Below are 17,770 nucleotides of genomic sequence, written 5' to 3'. Positions count from 1 at the left end.
GAGCACTACAACTCTGCCTGTCCCGCCGCCCCCTTCAGCGCGCGCAGGTCGAAGACGTCGCCCATCTTCTGGTAGCCCAGGTCGCTGGGGTGGAGGTGGTCGCCGGAGTCGTAGTCGGCGCGCAGGCGGCTCGGGTCGTACGGGTCCCTGAGGGCCTTGTCGAAGTCGACGACGCCGTCGAACACCCGGCCCGCCCTGATCTGCGCGTTGACCTGCTGCCGTACCGCCTCCCGGGCCGGGGTCCAGCCCCGGTGGCCCTTGAACGGCATCAGGGTGGCGCCGACGACCCGCAGGCCGCGGGCGTGGGCCTCGCGGACCAGGGTGCGCAGGCCCTCGGTGATCTTGTTGGGGTCGGCGAGCCTGGGGTCGCGCAGGATGTCGTTGATGCCGAGGTCGACGACGACGGCCTTGACGTTCGTGCGCGAGAGGACGTCGCGGCCGAAGCGGCCGAGGCCGCTCTGGTTCTCGGCGGGCCGGCCGAGGCCGTCGGCGAGGATCTGGTTGCCGCTGATGCCCTCGTTGACGATGCCGTAGCGGGGCAGTTGGACGCCGCTCTCCAGCGCCGTGTGCAGCCGGTCCGTCAGGATGTCGGTCCAACGGTGGTTGGCGTCCACGGTGGAGGTGATGCCGTCCGTGATGGAGTCGCCGAACACGACGACCGTGCCGTTCGCCTCGTTGCTGAGCACGTCCAGCGCCGTCAGATACCGCCAGTACGGCGTCTGTTCGGTGTACGGCGTTCCCGTCGCGTCCTCGGTGCGGTCGCCCTGGGCGACGTACGACATCTGCCGCGCGTACGGATGATAGGTGACCGGTCCGGACGGGGTCGGCGAGAAGGTGGTGACCAGGACGTCCGCGCCGTGCGGGACGGTGAGGCGTACGGCGTCGGTGACGATCTCCCGGCCGGCCGGTATCACCACGCTCGTCGCGCCGTTGAAGGTGAGCCGGCGCATCGTACGCGCGTCGGCCGCCGCCGTGCCGTCCCCCGCGGAGAGGGCGATCGAGGCGTGCGTGATCGTCAGCGGCGCCTGACCGTACAGGTTGGACAGGGTGACACGGGCGCTCGTCCCCGCCGTGCTCGCGTGAACGACGTTGCGCACGGAGCGGCCCGCCAGGCCGGCCGTCTCGGTACCGGGTTCGCCGCCGACGGGGGACGCCGCCCAGGAACCGAGCCAGGTGCCGGTGGACACCGGGGCGACGTTCGCGCCCCGGTGCGGGCGGGCATCGTCCACGGTGCCGCCGGCGGCTCCCCCGCCGGCCGACGCGACGACGTAGATGCCCGCCGACAGGGCTACGACCAGGGCGACGAGCGCGCTGAGTACGACATGGTGTTTCGTGGCGGCCACGGGCCCCGGCTGCTGCGCAGTGGGTCCCGCACCCCCGTCATGACGCTTGCTCACTCTTGTGTTGTTCTCCTCGGGCGATGGGAGCCCGAGGCTCCGATCCGGTGAGCCCATGATGCGGCATGGGCCGGGGCGGGCAGGCGGCGGGGCCGACACGCGCGCCCAGATTCCCCGTAGAGACAGACGCCGGGAACTCCCGTTCCGTTCCGGGAGTCGGTCAGGAAGGGACAATTGTGCGCGGGATCACCGACGGGATCGCTTACAGGGTCACCGGCCGGGTCACCGCCGGGGTCCCTGGAAGGATCACCGACGGGGTCACCGAACGGTGGAGCGGATGGGACGGGGACGGATGGAGAGCGGGAGCAACGCCACGGGAGCCGGGAGCGACGGGCCCGAGGGCACGGAGTCCGGCGACACGCGGTCCGGCGACACGGGGTCCGGCCACACGGGGCCCGACGGCGGCACGGGGTCCGGCCACACGCGGTCCGACGGCGGCATGGACTCCGCGCGCATGGAGCCCGCGCGCGCGGAGGCCGACGCCGCCGCGCCCGGAACCGGACCAGGGCCGGAACCGGGGGGACGAGGGCCGGAAGCGAGCGCCGCCGCCGCCCGCACCCCCTCCTACCGCACCCCCTCCTATCGCACCATGACCGCCTTCACCCCCGCCGACGAGGAGCGCCGGCGCGGCGTGCGCCGGATGAAGCTCACCGCGACCGGCATGCTGCTCTTCGTCGCCGTGGTCTACGTCCTCGCCACCTGGGCCTCCCACTCCGGCGCCGGACCCTGGGCCGGCTACGTGGCCGCCGCCGCCGAGGCCGGCATGGTCGGCGCCCTCGCCGACTGGTTCGCCGTCACCGCCCTCTTCCGCCACCCCCTCGGCCTGCCCATCCCCCACACCGCGATCATCCCCACCAAGAAGGACGCTCTCGGCGTCTCCCTCGGCGAGTTCGTCGGCGAGAACTTCCTGTCCCAGGACGTCGTACGGCAGCGGCTGCGCGCCGTCGGCATCGGCAGCCGGCTCGGCGCCTGGCTCGCCGAGCCCGAGCACGCCGACCGGGTCACCGCCGAACTCGCCACCGCGCTGCGCGGCGCCCTGACCGTGCTGCGCGACTCCGACGTACAGGCCGTCGTCGGCGAGGCGATCACCCGGCGGGCCGACGCGCAGGAGATCGCCCCCGGCATCGGCAAGCTGCTGGACCGGATCGTCGCCGACGGCGGGCACCGGCGGGTCGTCGACCTCGTCGTGGCCCGCGCCCACGACTGGCTCGTGCTGCACCAGGACAACGTGATGGACGCCGTGCAGGGCGGCGCCCCCGGCTGGACCCCGCGCTTCGTCGACAAGAGGGTCGGCGAACGCGTCTACAAGGAACTGCTCCGCTTCGTCACCGAGATGCGCGACATGCCCTCGCACCCCGCGCGCGGCGCCCTGGACCGCTTCCTCACCGACTTCGCCGCCGACCTCCAGTCCGACACCGACACCCGCGCGCGCGTCGAACGGCTCAAGCGGGAGGTGCTGGGGCGCGGCGAGGTGCAGGACCTGATCGCGTCCGCCTGGACCGCCGTGCGATCCATGATCGTCGCGGCGGCGGACGACGAGCGCAGTGAGCTACGGCTGCGGGTGCGGGCCGCGCTGCTGTCGCTGGGCGCGCGGATGGCGACCGAGCCGAAGGTGCAGGAGAAGGTCGACAGCTGGGTCGAGGGCGCCGCCGTGCACGTCGTCGGCACCTACCGCAAGGAGATCACCTCCCTCATCACCGACACCGTGGCCGGCTGGGACGCCGAGCACACCACCCGCAAGATCGAGGCTCACATCGGCCGGGACCTGCAGTTCATCCGGATCAACGGCACGGTCGTCGGCTCGCTGGCCGGACTGGTGATCTACGCCCTCTCCCGGGTGGTCGGCGCGTGATCCACGACTGATCACGGGCGGTTCAGGGCACCCGGTTCCCATTGTTCCGATGTGCCGATCCTCGACGAGGAGGGAGCCCATGAGCGCTGCCGAGGCCGCGACCGGCCGGACCATCACCACGGACATCCCCGCCAGACTCGACCGACTGCCCTGGTCCCGCTGGCACTGGACGATCGTCATCGGGCTGGGCACCGTATGGATCCTGGACGGCCTGGAGGTCACGGTCGTCGGGAACATCGCCAGCCGGCTGTCCGAGCCCGGCAGCGGGCTGTCCATCTCCTCCGGCCAGGTCACCGGCATCGCCGCCGCGCTCTACGTCGCCGGCGCCTGCATCGGCGCCCTCTTCTGGGGGCGCCTCACCGACCGGTTCGGCCGCAAGAAGCTGTTCATGATCACCCTGGCGGCGTACCTCGCGGCGACCGCGCTCACCGCGATCTCGTGGACGGCCTGGTGGTTCTTCCTGTTCCGGTTCCTCACCGGCTTCGGCATCGGCGGCGAGTACGCGGCGATCAACTCCGCGATCGACGAACTGATCCCGGCGAACTACCGCGGCCGGGTCGACCTCATCATCAACGGCAGCTTCTGGCTCGGCGCCGTCGGCGGCTCCCTGCTCTCCATCGTCGCCCTCAACACCGACCTGCTCGCCGAGAACCTCGGCTGGCGCCTGACGTTCGCCCTCGGCGCCGTCCTCGCCTCCGTCATCCTCCTCGTACGACGCCATGTGCCCGAGAGCCCACGGTGGCTGCTGATCCACGGCAGGGACCGGGAGGCCGAGGAGATCGTCACCGACATCGAACGCCAGGTCGAGGAGGCGAAGGGGGAACGGCTGCCCGCGCCCGAGGGCGAACTGGAGATCCACCAGCGCCACAGCATCAGCTTCATGGAGATCGCGAGCACGATCTTCCGCACCTACCCCAAGCGCGCCGTCCTCGGCTTCTCCCTCTTCATCGGCCAGGCCTTCCTCTACAACGCCATCACCTTCGGCTTCGGCGCCATCCTCACCAAGTTCTTCGACGTGCCCTCCGACCACACCGGCTACTACTTCGCCGTCATCGCCATCGGCAACTTCTGCGGCCCCCTGCTGCTCGGGCGCCTCTTCGACACGGTCGGCCGCCGCGTGATGATCTCCTCGACCTACCTGCTGTCGGGCGTCCTGCTCTTCATCACCGCCTGGCTGTTCGGCCAGGGCACGCTCAACGCCACCACCATGACCGCCTGCTGGTGCGCCGTCCTGTTCTTCGCGTCCGCCGGCGCCTCCAGCGCCTACCTCACGGTCTCCGAGATCTTCCCGATGGAGACCAGGGCCATGTCCATCGCCTTCTTCTACGCCCTCGGCACCGCCGCCGGCGGCATCAGCGGCCCTCTGCTCTTCGCCGACCTCACCAGCACCGGCAAGACCGGCGACACCGTCCTCGCCTTCTCCATCGGCGCGGCCCTCATGTGCGCGGCCGGGCTGGTCGCGGCGGCCCTCGCGGTCAAGGCCGAACGCCGCTCCCTGGAGGACATCGCCCGCCCCCTCACGGCGGCGGCCGGCAAGGCGAAGGCCGCGACCAAGGCCGCCCGCCCCGGCACCAGGTCCGGCGGCCCCACGGCACCCCCGGCCGGCAGCACGCCGTGACACGGGATACTGGCCCGCATGACGCGTTTGATCCTCGCCACCCGCAACGCCGGAAAGATCACCGAGCTGAGGGCCATCCTCGCCGACGCAGGCCTGCCGCACGAGCTGATCGGCGCCGACGCCTTCCCCGACATCCCCGACGTCAAGGAAACCGGCGTCACGTTCGCCGAGAACGCGCTGCTCAAGGCCCACGCCCTCGCCCAGGCGACCGGCCTGCCCGCGGTCGCGGACGACTCCGGCCTCTGCGTGGACGTCCTGAACGGCGCCCCCGGCATCTTCTCCGCCCGCTGGGCCGGCCGGCACGGCGACGACAAGGCCAACCTCGACCTGCTCCTCGCCCAGCTCTCCGACATCGCCGACCTCCACCGCGCGGCCCACTTCGCCTGCGCGGCGGCCCTCGCCCTCCCGGACGGCACGGAACGCGTCGTCGAGGGCCGGCTCCGCGGCACCCTCCGCCACGCCCCCACCGGCACGAACGGCTTCGGCTACGACCCGATCCTCCAGCCCGACGGCGAGATGCGCACCTGCGCGGAACTGACCCCGGAGGAAAAGAACGCGATCAGCCACCGCGGCAAGGCCTTCCGAGCCCTGGTACCAGCGGTGCGGGAACTGCTGGGCTGAGGCCCACCCACACGGGCCTCCAGGGGCCACAAGGGCTCACACGAAAACGGCCTGCGCATCGATCTTTCGATTCGCAGGCCGTTCATGTGCGGCGGAAGGGATTCGAACCCTCAAGCCCGGTCAGGGGCCACAGATCCTAAGTCTGCTGCGTCGCCATTGCGCCACCGCCGCCAGCGCCTGACATCGTACCGGGAGTCGGGAACCGTGGGGATCAGATCCCCAAGTCCTTGATCAGTTTGGCTACGTGGCCGGTTGCTCGGACGTTGTAGAGGGCGTGGGAGATCTTGCCCTCCTCGTCGACGATGATCGTGGAGCGGATGACGCCGAGGTAGGTCTTGCCGTAGTTCTTCTTCTCGCCGTAGGCGCCGTAGGACTCGGTGACCGTCTTCTCGGGATCGGCGAGGAGGGTGATGCGGAGGGATTCCTTGTCGCGGAACTTCGCCAGTTTCTCAGGGGCGTCCGGGGAGATGCCGATGACGTCGTAGCCGGCGGAGGCCAGGAGCTGGAGGTTGTCGGTGAAGTCGCAGGCCTGCTTGGTGCAGCCCGGGGTGAGGGCCGCGGGGTAGAAGTAGACGATGACCTTGCGGCCCTTGTGGTCCGACAGGGACACCTCGTTGCCGTCGGCGTCGGGGAGGGTGAAGGCCGGGGCCACGTCCCCGGGCTGGAGTCGCTCGCTCATCCGGCCAGGGTAACCGGGTCGACCGGGGGGCCTTGCGATGCGGTGGGGCGGGGAACTGACAGACTGTTCGTCAACAGCAGCAGAGACTTCGGAGGCCGTGCGGTGGCGGAGACGTCGGACACCAGAACACCGGCGCAGATCGAGGCGGACATCAGGCGCCGCCGTGAAGTGCTGGCCGAGACGCTCGACGAGATCGGGGTGCGGGTGCACCCGAAGACGATCGCCGGGGACGTCAAGGCGAAGGTCGTCGCCAATGTCGACCACACGGTTGGGCGCGCGTATGTGCAGGTCAACCGGGTGGTGAGTGAGGTCAGGGCGCAGTTCGTGGACGAGGAGGGCGCGCCGAGGATGGAGCGGGTCGTGCCGGTCGCGCTCATGGTCGTGGGCGTGGTGGGTCTGCTCGCCCTGGGGTCCCGGCGGCGCAGGGGCTGACGTCGGTGGCGTCGGTGGTGACCCGGTCGTCCGTGGACGGCGGCCGGGCAGGTAGGTTCGGGGCGTGAGCGCCAACAGAAACAGCACCCCCCATCACGACAAGCTGCCCATCCGGATGCTGCACGACCGGGTTCTCGTGCGGACGGAGACCGGTGAGGGCGAGCGGAGGTCGGGGGGCGGCATTCTGATTCCCGCGACCGCTGCGGTCGGCCGCCGGCTGGCCTGGGCCGAGGTCGTCGCGGTGGGGCAGAACGTGCGGACGGTGGAGCCCGGTGACCGGGTGTTGTTCGACCCGGAAGACCGGGCGGAGGTCGAGGTGCGCGGTGTGGCGTACGTGCTGATGCGCGAGCGCGATCTGCACGCGGTGGCCGCGGACCGCTTCGAGGGCTCGGAGGACTCCACCGGCCTGTATCTGTAAGCGGTGGTGGTGAGGGGCTGGTGACGGTTGTCACCAGCCCCTTTGCCGTTCGTTTGCTAGGTTCGAAGGAGCCCGACGAGACGCGCCGTACCGGGATGCCGCGGACACCGCGGACGCAGGCAAAGACGACGCGACCAGAAGAGTTGGCCGTCGTTCGTCTCGGAGGTTTCCGTGGCCTGGGTTCTGCTGGTCGTCGCCGGTTTGCTGGAAGTCGGCTGGTCGATAGGGATGAAGTACTCGGACGGGTTCACGCGGCTGGTGCCGAGCGTGCTCACCGGTGCCGGGATCGTCGCGAGCATGGTCCTGCTGTCGTACGCCGCCAGGTCCCTGCCCATCGGTACGGCCTACGGCGTGTGGGTGGGCATCGGCGCGGCCGGAGCGGCGGTGCTCGGCATGGTGGTACTCGGTGAGCCGGTCACCGCCGCCCGCGTGTTCTTCGTGTGCCTGCTGCTGGTCGCCGTGGTCGGTCTGAAGGCGACCTCGGGTCACTAGCCCGTGGGCAGCTGGCCTCCGGCGGTGTCGTTGCCGGCGTCTGTGTTGCCGCCGCTGGGCAGGTTGCCGCCGGTGGTGTCTCCTCCGGTGGTGGGGCCGCCGGTCGTTCCGCCGTTGCCGTTGCCCTGGGTGGTGCCGCCCGCGGCGTCGCCCTGGCCGGTGGTGGTGCCGCCGGTGGTGCCCTGGCCCGTGGTGGTGCCGCCGGTGGTGTCCTGGCCTCCGGTGGTCCCGCCGTTCGCCGGCGGGGTGCCGCCGGTGGTGGGGGCGCTGGGCGTGCCGCCGGTGGAGGGCGTGCCGGTGGTGCCGCCGTTGTCCTGGCCGGCGGTGCCGGGCTGGGCCGGGGGCTGGGAGGTGGGCGGCGCGGTCTGTTCGGCGCCGGGCTGGAGCTGCAGGTCGAAGTCGGTGACCGGCTTGTTCTTGAGCGCGGCGCGGGTGTACTGGGCCCAGATCTGGGTGGGCGGGCCGCCGCCGTTCATCCGGGGTACGCCCATGACGTGGTACAGCGACTTGTGCTGGGCGGTCACCGGGTCCTGGCCCATGACGGAGACGACGGTCGCGAGGTCGGGGGTGTAGCCCGCGAACCAGGCGGCCTTGTCCTCCTCGGCGGTGCCGGTCTTGCCCGCGGCGGGGCGGCCGACGGCCTGGGCGGCGGTGGCGGTGCCGTTGTCGACGACGCTCTTGAGGACGTTGGTGGTGGTGTCGGCGGCCTCGCGGCTGACGGCCTGCTTGTCCGTCCGCTGGGGCAGCTGGACGATGCTGCCCTCCTTGGTGACCTTCTTGACCATGGTGTACGTGCCGTGCCTGCCGTGGTTGGCGAGCGTGGCGTAGGCCTCGGCCATGTGCAGGACGCCGGCGGTGTTGGTGCCGAGCGCGATCGACGGGGACGGGTAGAGGTCCTGGGTGTCGGCGGGGATGCCGAGGTCCACGGCGGTCTGCTTGACCTTGTCGGGGCCGACGTCGGCTGCCATCTGCGCGTACACCGCGTTGACCGACAGGTCGGTGGCCTTGCGGACGGTGATGTCGCCGTACGACTGCTGGTCCTCGTTCTCAGGGCCGTACGGTGTACCGCTCCAGCCCTGGACCACGCGCTTGTTGGTGCCGTCGTAGTAGGTGTTCGGGGTGATCGTCTGCCCGTCCTGCGTGGTCGAGCCGTTCTGCAGGGCGGAGGCGAGCACGATCGGCTTGAAGGTGGAGCCGACCTGGAAGTCCTCGCGGGTCGCGCCGTTCGTGTACTGCTTCACGTAGTCGATGCCGCCGTACATGGCGACGACCTGGCCGGTCTTGGGGTCGACGGAGGCGCCGCCCGCGCGGACGTACTTGTCGGCCTGGTTGTTCTTCTTGTCCAGCTTGGACATCAGCTGGTCGTCGACCGCCTTGACGAAGGCGTTCTGCTTGTCCTTCTGGAAGGTGGTGGTGATGCGGTAGCCGCCGGCCTCCAGCTCGTCGGCGGTGACGATCTTGTTGCTGATCAGGTAGTTCTTGACCGCGTCGACGAGGTAGCCGCGCTGGCCGGACAGGTTGGTGGAGAGTGTCTGCTCCTTGGGCATGGGGAACTTCATGCCGGCCCGCTGGGAGGGGCTGAGCCAGTTCTTCTTGACCATGCCGTCCAGGACGTAGTTCCAGCGGGCGACGGCGGCGGCCTTGTTCTCGGGGTGGGCGATGACGTCGTACTCGCTCGGCGCGTTGACGAGGGCCGCGAGGTAGGCGGCGCGGGCCGGGTCGAGGTCGGCGGCGTCCTTGCCGTAGTAGGCCTGGGCGGCGGCCTGGATGCCGTAGGCGCCGCGGCCGAAGTAGCTGGTGTTGAGGTAGCCCTCGAGGATCTCGTCCTTGGACTTCTCGCGGTCGAGCTTGATCGCGATGAAGAATTCCTTGGCCTTGCGGGTGAGGGTCTGCTCCTGGCCCAGGTAGTAGTTCTTCACGTACTGCTGGGTGATCGTCGAGCCGGACTGCTTGCCCTTGCCGGTGGCGGTGTTCCAGCCGGCGCGGAGCATGGCCTTGGGGTCGACGGCGGACTCGGTGTAGAAGTCGCGGTCCTCGGCGGCCAGTACGGCGTGCTGGGCGTCCTTGGAGATCTCGGCGAGGCCGACGTTCTCGCGGTTGACCTGGCTGTCGCGGGTGTCGCGGGCGAGCTGGGAGCCGTCGGCGTAGAGGTAGACGTTGCTCTGCTTGGTGGCGAGGGCGTTGGCGGTCGGGATCTTCACGAGGGAGTAGCCGAGGAAGAACAGGCCGATGACCAGCATGACGCCGATGACGAAGGTGCCGAGGACCATGCGCCAGGTGGGGATGATGCGCCGCCAGCCGGTGCGCTTGCGCCGCTTGGGCTTCTTGGGCCCCTTGCCGCCGCCGGCGGAGGCGGGTGCGGGGGCGGGGGCTGCGGGGTCCGCCGGGTTCCCGTTCCGGCTCGCATTCGCGTTCGGGTTCCCGTTCCGGTTCGCGTTCGGGTTCTGCCCGGGGGCGTGTTCGGGGGTGCCCGTGGTGTTGCGGGTGCTCCGGGCCGCGGCCGCGCGGGCCGCGCGCGCGGCGGCGGGACTCGCGAGGCCGGCGGCGGCTGAGGCGTCCTTGACGCGCCCGAGGACATGCGTGGTCTCGGCCGCGGGAGCTTGCGCGCCCGGCGTGGCCGACGGCGCGTCCGTGTCCTTGATCCGCCGCAGCACCTGTGTCGACTCGGCCGCCGGGGCCTCCTCGCCGGGCTTCGCGGCCTTGGCGTCCTTCGGGGACTTCGGGGGCTTCGCGGACTGCGCGGACTGCGCGGACTGCGCGCCCGTGCCGTCCCCGGCGTCGACCCGCCGAAGCACCTGGGTCGTCTCAGGGGCCGGGCCGGGGTGCTTGCCCGGGGCGGTGCCGGAGCCCTTGCCCGGGGCCTGTGCGGCGTCCTTGCCCGGAGCCTGGGCCGAAGCCCGGTCCGGGCCCTGCCCCTCGCCCTTTTCACCCGTTCGGCGCAGCTCGACGTCCCCGCTCCCGGGCGAGGCCGGCGCGGGCGTGCTCTGCTCGTGGGCCCCCGCTCCCCCGGGCCCCTCGGCGGCCTGCGGTTCCGTCGGCGGGCCGCTCTGGTGCTGCGGCTGCGGCTCGTCGGTCATGTCGTGCACGGACTCCTGTTTCGCGTCGTACGTTCCGGTACGCCTCGTACGCCTTCTGCGCCCCCAGTTAGAGACTCTCGCACCCGGCGTTCCGTTCCCGGATTCGGGCACGCTTCGGCAACGGAAAACGCGTGGCCCGCCGGCCGGCCCGGGGACTAGGCTCCTGCGCTTCGGTGTCGAGCGGTCCTGGAGGTCGGTTGGCGTGGGTGCGGGACGGTTGTACGTGGCCGTCGCTGCGGGGGGATTCCGACGGTACGCGACGTATCGGGTGGCGACGGCGGCAGGGGTGTTCACCAACACGGTGTTCGGGCTGATCCTCGTGTACGTCTATCTCGCTCTGTGGGACACCCGGCCGCACCTCGGCGGGTACGACGAGGCGCAGGCCGTGACGTACGTGTGGCTGGGGCAGGCGTTCCTGTCGACGCTGGCGATCGGCGGCGGTGGCGTCGAGGACGAGCTGATGGAACGCATCCGTACGGGGGACGTGGCGATCGACCTGTATCGCCCGGCCGACCTGCAACTGTGGTGGCTGGCGGCCGATCTGGGGCGGGCGTTCTTCCAGCTGCTGGGCCGGGGTCTGATCCCCTTCGTGTTCGGGTCGCTGTGCTTCCCGGTGTCCCTGCCGACGGCCCCCGGCAGGTGGGCGGCGTTCGCCGTCACGGTGCTGCTGGCGATGCTGGTCGGTTTCGGCATCCGGTATCTGGTGGCGCTGAGCACGTTCTGGTTGCTGGACGGGTCGGGAGTGACGCATATCGCATGGTTCACCGGATATTTCTGCTCGGGCATGCTGCTCCCGCTGAACGTGTTCCCGGGCGCGCTGGGGGACGTCGTACGGCTGCTGCCGTGGTCGTCGCTGCTGCAGGGGCCGGCGGACGTGCTGCTGGGGCGGGCGGATCCGGTGGGGACGGTGGTGTTCCAGGGGGTGTGGGCGGTGGCGCTGCTGGGTGCCGGGCGGCTGCTGCAGTCGGTGGCGACGCGCAGGGTGGTGGTGCAGGGTGGCTGAGGCCGGCGGGGCCCGGGCGGGCGGCGGGGTGCGGGACGGGGTCCGTGCCTATGTGCTGATCGCGGGGATGTGGATCCGGTCGACGATGACCTACCGGGCCTCTTTCGCCATGACCACGTTCGGGAACTTCACGGCGACGTTCCTGGACTTCGTGGCGATCATGCTGATGTTCTCGCGGGTCGACGCGCTCGGTGGCTACTCGCTGCCGGAGGTGGCGTTCCTGTACGGGCTGTCGGGGGTGTCGTTCGGGCTGGCGGATCTGGTGATCGGGTCGATGGAGCGGCTGGGGCGGCGGGTGCGGGACGGCACGCTGGACACGCTGCTGGTGCGGCCGGCGCCGGTGCTGGCGCAGGTGGCCGCGGACCGGTTCGCGCTGCGCAGGCTGGGGCGGCTGACGCAGGGGTCGCTGGTGCTGGGCTGGTCGCTGGCGCACGTGGACATCGACTGGACGGCGTCGAAGGTGCTGCTGATGCCGGTGATGCTGCTGAGCGGCTGCGGGATCTTCTGCGCGGTGTTCGTGGCGGGCGCGGCGTTCCAGTTCGCGGCGCAGGACGCCTCGGAGGTGCAGAACGCGTTCACGTACGGGGGTACGACGCTGTTGCAGTATCCGCCGACGCTGTTCGCCAAGGAGCTGGTGCGCGGGGTGACGTTCGTGCTGCCGCTGGCCTTCGTCAACTGGCTGCCGGCGGCGTACGTGCTGGGGCGGCCGTATCCGCTGGGGCTGCCGGGGTGGGCGGCGTTCACCTCTCCGCTGGTCGCGGTGGTGTGCGGGGCGCTGGCGGGGCTGGCGTGGCGCGCGGGTCTTCGTTCTTACCGGAGTACAGGGAGCTGACGGGTGACGGACGTGGCGGATGTGGCCGGTGTCGCGGAGGTGGCGGACGGCGGCGGGTTCATCGAGCTGGACGGGGTGGAGAAGGTCTTCGAGGTGCGCAAGAAGACCGGGTTCCTGAAGCGGGAGCGGCGCGAGGTGCGGGCGGTGGACTCGATCTCGTTCGCGGTGCCGCGCGGCGAGATGGTGGGGTACATCGGGCCGAACGGCGCGGGGAAGTCGACGACGATCAAGATGCTGACGGGGATCCTGACGCCGAGCGGTGGCCGGGTGCGGGTGGCGGGGATCGACCCGTCGCGGGAGCGGGTGCGGCTGGCGCACCGGATCGGGGTGGTGTTCGGGCAGCGTACGACGCTGTGGTGGGACCTGCCGTTGATCGACTCCTACCGGCTGGCGCACCGCATGTACCGCATCCCGGACGCCCGTTACCGCGCGAACCTGGAGCGGCTGGTCGAACTGCTGGACCTGGGCGGGCTGTTGGACGTGCCGGTGCGGCAGTTGTCGTTGGGGCAGCGGATGCGGGGGGACATCGCGGCGGCGCTGCTGCACGATCCGGAGGTGCTGTACCTGGACGAGCCGACGATCGGGCTCGACGTGGTGTCGAAGGTGCGGGTGCGGGACTTCCTGCGGGAGTTGAACGCCGAGCGGGGTACGACGGTGCTGCTGACCACTCATGATCTGCAGGACATCGAGCAGTTGTGCTCGCGGGTGATGGTCATCGACCACGGCCGGCTGGTGTACGACGGTCCGCTCGCGGGGCTGCACGAGGCCGGGGAGAGCGAGCGGACGCTGGTGGTGGACCTGGAGCGGGAGTTGCCGCCGATCGAGGTGCCGTCGGCGCGGGTGGTGCGGGTGGAGGGGGCGCGGCAGTGGCTGGCGTTCCCGGCGGGGCAGTCGGCGGCGCCGGTGGTGGCGGCGGTGGCGGCCGGGTATCCCCTGGTGGACCTTTCGGTGCGGGAGCCGGACATCGAGGCGGTCATCGCGCGGATGTACGCGGGGCAGGCGGTGCGGTAGCGGTGCGGTATCGGTGCCGTAGGGGTGGTCGAGGCTGGGCCGCGGCCGTCGGTGATGGCTAGGCTGCTGTCATGACCGACGACGCGAACCCCGACCTCCGAGCCTCCGACGCCGACCGGGAGCGGGTCGCCGAGGTGCTCAGGGACGCCCTCGCCGAGGGGCGGCTGGACATGGCGGAGTTCGAGGAGCGGCTGGAGGGGGCGTACCGGGCGCGTACGTACGGGGAGTTGGCGCCGCTCACGCGTGATCTGCCGGTGTCCGGGGCGGGGTCCACGCCGGCGGTGTCCTTCGTGAAGGAGCCGGCGGAGCCCGCGGTGCGGGGTGGGTGGACGGGGCGGATCGTCGGCGGCGAGGGGTCGTCCTCGGGGGCGGTCGCGATCATGTCGGGGTTCCAGCGGAAGGGGCGCTGGACGGTTCCGAAGCGGTTCACGTGCTTCGCGTTCTGGGGCGGCGGGGAGATCGATCTGCGCGAGGCGGACTTCGTGGACCGGGAGGTCGAGATCAACTGCATCTCGATCATGGGCGGGATGCAGGTGATCGTGCCGCCGGGGGTCGAGGTCGTGGTGCGCGGGTTCGGGGTGATGGGCGGGTTCGACCATCCCGGCGGGGACGATCAGGCCGGTCCGGGCGCTCCGCGGGTCATCATCGGGGGGTTCGCCTTCTGGGGCGGGGTCGGGGTCGACCGGAAGGTCACGCGGGCGGAGCGGCAGCGGCTGAAGGAGTTGCGCCGGCAGGAGGGGCTGGACGCCGGGTCCCCTCGCCCCGAGCTGTTTGCCTCCCGGCATGAGCGACGGTACGACCGGCATGAGCACCGCGAGCTTCGCGAGGAGCGACGCGAGGAGCGACGCCGGCGCCGGGGGTACTGAGGGCGCGCTGCGGGGTGCGGGTACGTGGTGCCTTGTCGCGCAGTTCCCCGCGCCCCTGAGCAGGTGCCTGGCTGAGCACCGTCGCCATCCGCGGGCGCGCCGTGGCCTTTCGCGCAGTTCCCCGCGCCCCTGAGCAGGTGCCTGGCTGAGCGCCGTCGCCATCCGCGGGTGCGCCGTGACCCAGGGGTGGTCGCGCCCCTCAGGGGCGCGGGGAACTGCGCGAAAAGGTCAGTTGGGCGGAGCTGACTGCGGTCAGGGGGTGCAGACCTTTGTTAGTTCGCCTGCGGCGTCTGTTACTGGGCCTACGTCGGGGGTTTTGTCGCCGTTGCGGACGGCCGTGCGGACGTGGGAGACGGCCTGCTGGACGTGGTCGACCGCCTTGTTGACGTCCGCGTCGTCCGTCTTGTCGCTGATCTTCTTGAGGTTGTGCTCGATGTCGTCGAGCGACGCGTCCGTCTGGGACGGATCGTTCGCCGCGTTCTCCACCGCCTGCTGGAGGCTGGTGACGCTGTCGGCTATCGAGTCGGCGGTCTGGACGCAGTCCAGGGCCTTGTTGACGCTGTCGCAGCCGGCCGTGAGGCCGATGCTGAGGACGGCGGCGGCCGCTGCGGCGGCGATGGCGGTCGTACGGCCTCGGCGTCGGCGTCGGATGGCGGCCATGGTGGTGTTCCTCCCCTGACAACGGATGGCAGGGCGCACGGTGGTGGTCCGTGCGCCCGTATCCATAGGACGCCGGGGAAGTCGGCGGGGTTGCCCCCGCCCACCCGCCTCTTTGGGGCGCCCTTTACTTTTCGAGCGTGGCCGCCAGGGCCGCCTGCTGGATGGTGGCCAGGTCGGTGCAGCCGGCCACGGCGAGGTCCAGCAGGGAGTTGAGTTCGTCGCGGGCGAACGGCTCGGCCTCGGCGGTGCCCTGGACCTCGACGAAGCGGCCGTCACCGGTGCAGACGACGTTCATGTCGGTGTCGGCGCGCACGTCCTCCTCGTAGCAGAGGTCGAGCAGCGGGACGCCGCCGACGATGCCGACGGAGACGGCGGAGACGGTGCCGGTGAGGGGCTGCCGGGAGGCCTTGATCAGCTTCTTGCCGCGGGCCCAGGCGACGGCGTCGGCGAGGGCGACGTACGCGCCGGTGATGGCGGCCGTGCGGGTGCCGCCGTCGGCCTGGAGGACGTCGCAGTCGAGGACGATGGTGTTCTCGCCGAGCGCCTTGTAGTCGATGACGGCGCGCAGGGAGCGGCCGATGAGGCGGGAGATCTCGTGGGTGCGGCCCCCGATCTTGCCGCGGACGGACTCGCGGTCGCCGCGGGTGTTGGTGGAGCGGGGCAGCATGGCGTACTCGGCGGTGACCCAGCCCTCGCCGCTGCCCTTGCGCCAGCGCGGGACGCCTTCGGTGACGGAGGCGGTGCAGAAGACCTTCGTGTCGCCGAAGGAGACGAGGACGGAGCCCTCGGCGTGCTTGCTCCAGCCGCGTTCGATGGTGACGGGGCGGAGCTGTTCGGGGGTGCGGCCGTCGATTCGAGACATGGTGCCGAGCCTATAGGGAGTGCCGGAAGGGGCTCCTCCCGCATCGGGAAGAGCCCCTCCAAAGTGAAGCGGCGTGGTGAACCGGCATGGTGAACCGGCGAAGCTCACATCATGTCTTCGATGTCCGCCGCGATCGGGTCGGCGTCGGTGCCGATGACGACCTGGATGGCGGTGCCCATCTTGACGACGCCGTGGGCGCCGGCCGCCTTCAGGGCGGCGTCGTCGACCAGCGAGGGGTCCTTGACCTCGGTGCGGAGCCGGGTGATGCAGCCCTCGACCTCTTCGATGTTGTCGAGTCCGCCGAGCCCGGCGACGATCTTCTCAGCCTTGCTGGCCATGTTCCTTCTCCCTGGTCCGAACCGGTTTGTGGCAGTAACCCACAGTTGGCCCAACTTTGCGAGCGGTCGTGCCGTACGCGCCGCATGATGGCGATCACAGGCGATCACAGCAGTGGAACCGTCCGCCGACTGGTCTACACCACCGTGGGGACGGTCGCCAAACCGCGTCCGGGCCGAGCGGGTCGGGAGGACACCCATGAGCGCCGACAGCGCCGACGCCGGAGCGGCCGGCCGCCCGGCCGGTCCCCTGCGGGAGCACTGGAACCGCTGGTTCCAGGGGCTGCAGAAGATGGGCCGGAGCCTGCAGCTGCCCATCGCGGTGCTGCCGGCGGCGGGCATCCTGAACCGGCTGGGCCAGCCCGACGTGTTCGGGTCGGACGGGCTGGGCTGGACCGACGTGTCCCGGGTGATGAAGGGCGCGGGCGGCGCGCTGCTCGACGGTTCCCTCGGCCTGCCCCTGCTCTTCTGCGTAGGTGTCGCGATCGGCATGGCCCGCAAGGCGGACGGCTCGACGGCGCTCGCGGCGGTGGTGGGCTTCCTCGTCTACTACAACGTCCTGCACCAGTTCCCGGAGGCCTGCCCGGGCGGGTCGCAGGCGGTGCCGGACATCGGCTGCCAGGTCAGCGTCGGCGCGGGCATCGGCGCGGTGACGCCGTTCACGTTCCAGAATCCCGGGGTGTTCGGCGGCATCGTCATGGGGCTGCTGTCGGCCTTCTTCTGGGCCCGTTTCCACCGGACCCGGCTGGTGGACTGGCTCGGCTTCTTCAACGGCCGCCGACTGGTCCCGATCATCATGGCGTTCGTCGCGATCGCGTTCGCCGCGCTGTGCCTGTGGGTGTGGCCGCCGATCGGCGACGGCCTGGAGAGCTTCAGCAAGTGGCTGCGGGACGCGGGCGCCTGGGGGGCCGGCATCTTCGGCGTCGCCAACCGCGCGCTGCTCGTCATCGGGCTGCACCAGTTCCTGAACGTGCCCATCTGGTTCCAGTTCGGCACGTACACGCCGCCGGGCGGCAAGCCGGTGCACGGCGACATCAACATGTTCCTGGCGGGCGACCCGCACGCCGGGCAGTTCACCTCGGGGTTCTTCCCGATCATGATGTTCGCGCTGCCGGCGGCCGCGCTGGCGATCACGCACTGTGCGCGCCCGGACCGGCGCAAGGAGGTCGGCGGGCTGATGCTCTCGGTGGCCCTGACCTCGTTCGTGACCGGCATCACCGAGCCGATCGAGTACTCGTTCCTGTTCATCGCACCGCTGCTGTACGCCGTCCACGCCGTGCTCACGGGGGTGTCGATGGCGGTGACCTGGGCGCTCGGGGTGCACGACGGGTTCAGCTTCTCCGCCGGGCTCATCGACTACGTCATCAACTGGAACCTGGCGACCAAGCCCTGGGCCATCGTCCCGATCGGGCTGTGCTTCGCCGTCGTCTACTACGCGGTGTTCCGGTTCGCGATCACGAAGTTCGATCTGAAGACGCCCGGGCGGGAGCCGCGGGACGAGGTCGAGGACGTCACCAAGAGCTGATCTCCGGGCCCTCGCGGGCCCCTTGAGCGGGCCTCGGACCGACACGAAAAGTAGCGATTCCGTCGCAGGAATCGTGGGTTCCTTATGCCA

At 70.9% G+C, this 17,770-nt stretch carries 17 protein-coding genes and 1 tRNA gene; 11 read left to right on the top strand and 7 right to left on the bottom strand.

The features are described from left to right. Window positions 1-5 precede the first annotated feature (5 nt). Complete coding sequence (locus DBP14_RS22400) at window positions 6-1,343, bottom strand: SGNH/GDSL hydrolase family protein (protein ID WP_241741001.1); 1,338 nt, start codon at window positions 1,341-1,343, stop codon at window positions 6-8. Window positions 1,344-1,986: 643 nt separating this feature from the next. Between DBP14_RS22400 and DBP14_RS22395 the strand changes: the two genes are divergently transcribed. From DBP14_RS22395 to rdgB, 3 genes are all read left to right on the top strand, one after another. Next, window positions 1,987-3,249, top strand: coding sequence for a DUF445 domain-containing protein (locus DBP14_RS22395; RefSeq protein WP_129312021.1), 1,263 nt, complete (start codon window positions 1,987-1,989; stop codon window positions 3,247-3,249). A 79-nt stretch (window positions 3,250-3,328) separates the two neighbouring features. Continuing rightward, complete coding sequence (locus DBP14_RS22390) at window positions 3,329-4,867, top strand: MFS transporter (RefSeq protein ID WP_129308935.1); 1,539 nt, start codon at window positions 3,329-3,331, stop codon at window positions 4,865-4,867. Window positions 4,868-4,885: 18 nt separating this feature from the next. Then, the gene (gene rdgB, locus DBP14_RS22385) at window positions 4,886-5,488 is read left to right on the top strand and encodes an RdgB/HAM1 family non-canonical purine NTP pyrophosphatase (protein WP_129308934.1); all 603 of its coding nucleotides are present in this window, start codon (window positions 4,886-4,888) and stop codon (window positions 5,486-5,488) included. Between the two features lie 87 nt (window positions 5,489-5,575). Here the strand turns inward: rdgB and DBP14_RS22380 are convergent. Continuing rightward, window positions 5,576-5,659: transfer RNA gene (locus DBP14_RS22380), tRNA-Leu, on the bottom strand. 40 nt (window positions 5,660-5,699) lie between these two features. Next, the gene (gene bcp, locus DBP14_RS22375) at window positions 5,700-6,167 is read right to left on the bottom strand and encodes a thioredoxin-dependent thiol peroxidase (RefSeq protein ID WP_129308933.1); all 468 of its coding nucleotides are present in this window, start codon (window positions 6,165-6,167) and stop codon (window positions 5,700-5,702) included. 102 nt (window positions 6,168-6,269) lie between these two features. Here bcp and DBP14_RS22370 point away from each other — a divergent pair, with 102 nt between their 5' ends. From DBP14_RS22370 to DBP14_RS22360, 3 genes are all read left to right on the top strand, one after another. Continuing rightward, window positions 6,270-6,599, top strand: a complete 330-nt coding sequence (locus tag DBP14_RS22370) for a DUF3618 domain-containing protein (protein WP_129308932.1) — start codon at window positions 6,270-6,272, stop codon at window positions 6,597-6,599. 64 nt (window positions 6,600-6,663) lie between these two features. Continuing rightward, window positions 6,664-7,017 carry a co-chaperone GroES gene (locus DBP14_RS22365; RefSeq protein ID WP_129308931.1) on the top strand — a complete coding sequence of 118 codons (354 nt, stop codon included), beginning with the start codon at window positions 6,664-6,666 and terminating at the stop codon, window positions 7,015-7,017. 171 nt (window positions 7,018-7,188) lie between these two features. Further along, on the top strand, window positions 7,189-7,509 hold the full coding sequence (locus DBP14_RS22360; RefSeq protein WP_129308930.1) for a multidrug efflux SMR transporter: 321 nt from the start codon (window positions 7,189-7,191) through the stop codon (window positions 7,507-7,509). Here the strand turns inward: DBP14_RS22360 and DBP14_RS22355 are convergent. Then, entirely contained in the window at window positions 7,506-10,304 is a 2,799-nt protein-coding gene (locus tag DBP14_RS22355) for a transglycosylase domain-containing protein (RefSeq protein ID WP_277752757.1), read from the bottom strand. The two genes, DBP14_RS22360 and DBP14_RS22355, sit on opposite strands and share 4 nt — an antisense overlap. 484 nt (window positions 10,305-10,788) lie before the next feature. Between DBP14_RS22355 and DBP14_RS22350 the strand changes: the two genes are divergently transcribed. The 4 genes from DBP14_RS22350 to DBP14_RS22335 all read left to right on the top strand — a co-directional run bounded on the left by DBP14_RS22350 (window position 10,789) and on the right by DBP14_RS22335 (window position 14,298). Continuing rightward, the gene (locus DBP14_RS22350; RefSeq protein WP_129308928.1) at window positions 10,789-11,589 is read left to right on the top strand and encodes an ABC-2 family transporter protein; all 801 of its coding nucleotides are present in this window, start codon (window positions 10,789-10,791) and stop codon (window positions 11,587-11,589) included. Then, window positions 11,582-12,421, top strand: a complete 840-nt coding sequence (locus DBP14_RS22345) for an ABC transporter permease (protein WP_241741000.1) — start codon at window positions 11,582-11,584, stop codon at window positions 12,419-12,421. Before DBP14_RS22350 ends, DBP14_RS22345 begins: the two co-directional genes overlap by 8 nt. Before the next feature lie 3 nt (window positions 12,422-12,424). Then, on the top strand, window positions 12,425-13,432 hold the full coding sequence (locus tag DBP14_RS22340; RefSeq protein WP_129308927.1) for an ATP-binding cassette domain-containing protein: 1,008 nt from the start codon (window positions 12,425-12,427) through the stop codon (window positions 13,430-13,432). A gap of 71 nt (window positions 13,433-13,503) precedes the next feature. Then, the gene (locus DBP14_RS22335; protein WP_129308926.1) at window positions 13,504-14,298 is read left to right on the top strand and encodes a DUF1707 domain-containing protein; all 795 of its coding nucleotides are present in this window, start codon (window positions 13,504-13,506) and stop codon (window positions 14,296-14,298) included. A gap of 252 nt (window positions 14,299-14,550) precedes the next feature. Here the strand turns inward: DBP14_RS22335 and DBP14_RS22330 are convergent, their stop codons facing one another. The 3 genes from DBP14_RS22330 to DBP14_RS22320 all read right to left on the bottom strand — a co-directional run bounded on the left by DBP14_RS22330 (window position 14,551) and on the right by DBP14_RS22320 (window position 16,158). Then, a complete protein-coding gene (locus DBP14_RS22330; RefSeq protein WP_129308925.1) occupies window positions 14,551-14,958 on the bottom strand; it encodes a hypothetical protein in 408 nt (135 codons plus the stop codon). A 124-nt stretch (window positions 14,959-15,082) separates the two neighbouring features. After that, on the bottom strand, window positions 15,083-15,820 hold the full coding sequence (gene rph / locus DBP14_RS22325; RefSeq protein ID WP_129308924.1) for a ribonuclease PH: 738 nt from the start codon (window positions 15,818-15,820) through the stop codon (window positions 15,083-15,085). Window positions 15,821-15,924: 104 nt separating this feature from the next. After that, entirely contained in the window at window positions 15,925-16,158 is a 234-nt protein-coding gene (locus DBP14_RS22320) for a PTS glucose/sucrose transporter subunit IIB (RefSeq protein ID WP_129308923.1), read from the bottom strand. Window positions 16,159-16,447: 289 nt separating this feature from the next. On the opposite strand from DBP14_RS22320, the gene DBP14_RS22315 reads away from it, so the two are divergent. Then, the gene (locus DBP14_RS22315) at window positions 16,448-17,680 is read left to right on the top strand and encodes a PTS transporter subunit EIIC (protein WP_241741271.1); all 1,233 of its coding nucleotides are present in this window, start codon (window positions 16,448-16,450) and stop codon (window positions 17,678-17,680) included. The last annotated feature ends 90 nt before the right edge of the window (window positions 17,681-17,770 follow it).

Source organism: Streptomyces sp. L2, from assembly GCF_004124325.1.
GTDB lineage: Bacteria > Actinomycetota > Actinomycetes > Streptomycetales > Streptomycetaceae > Streptomyces.
This window is presented reverse-complemented; position numbering and strand designations above follow the sequence as displayed.

Excerpts from the sequence above, each read along its gene's own strand:
- DBP14_RS22395 (WP_129312021.1), top strand. The coding sequence starts at position 1,987 with ATGACCGCCTTCACCCCCGCCGACGAGGAGCGCCGGCGCGGCGTGCGC.
- DBP14_RS22390 (WP_129308935.1), top strand. The coding sequence starts at position 3,329 with ATGAGCGCTGCCGAGGCCGCGACCGGCCGGACCATCACCACGGACATC.
- rdgB (WP_129308934.1), top strand. The coding sequence starts at position 4,886 with ATGACGCGTTTGATCCTCGCCACCCGCAACGCCGGAAAGATCACCGAG.
- bcp (WP_129308933.1), bottom strand. The coding sequence starts at position 6,167 with ATGAGCGAGCGACTCCAGCCCGGGGACGTGGCCCCGGCCTTCACCCTC.
- DBP14_RS22335 (WP_129308926.1), top strand. The coding sequence starts at position 13,504 with ATGACCGACGACGCGAACCCCGACCTCCGAGCCTCCGACGCCGACCGG.
- DBP14_RS22330 (WP_129308925.1), bottom strand. The coding sequence starts at position 14,958 with ATGGCCGCCATCCGACGCCGACGCCGAGGCCGTACGACCGCCATCGCC.
- rph (WP_129308924.1), bottom strand. The coding sequence starts at position 15,820 with ATGTCTCGAATCGACGGCCGCACCCCCGAACAGCTCCGCCCCGTCACC.
- DBP14_RS22320 (WP_129308923.1), bottom strand. The coding sequence starts at position 16,158 with ATGGCCAGCAAGGCTGAGAAGATCGTCGCCGGGCTCGGCGGACTCGAC.
- DBP14_RS22315 (WP_241741271.1), top strand. The coding sequence starts at position 16,448 with ATGGGCCGGAGCCTGCAGCTGCCCATCGCGGTGCTGCCGGCGGCGGGC.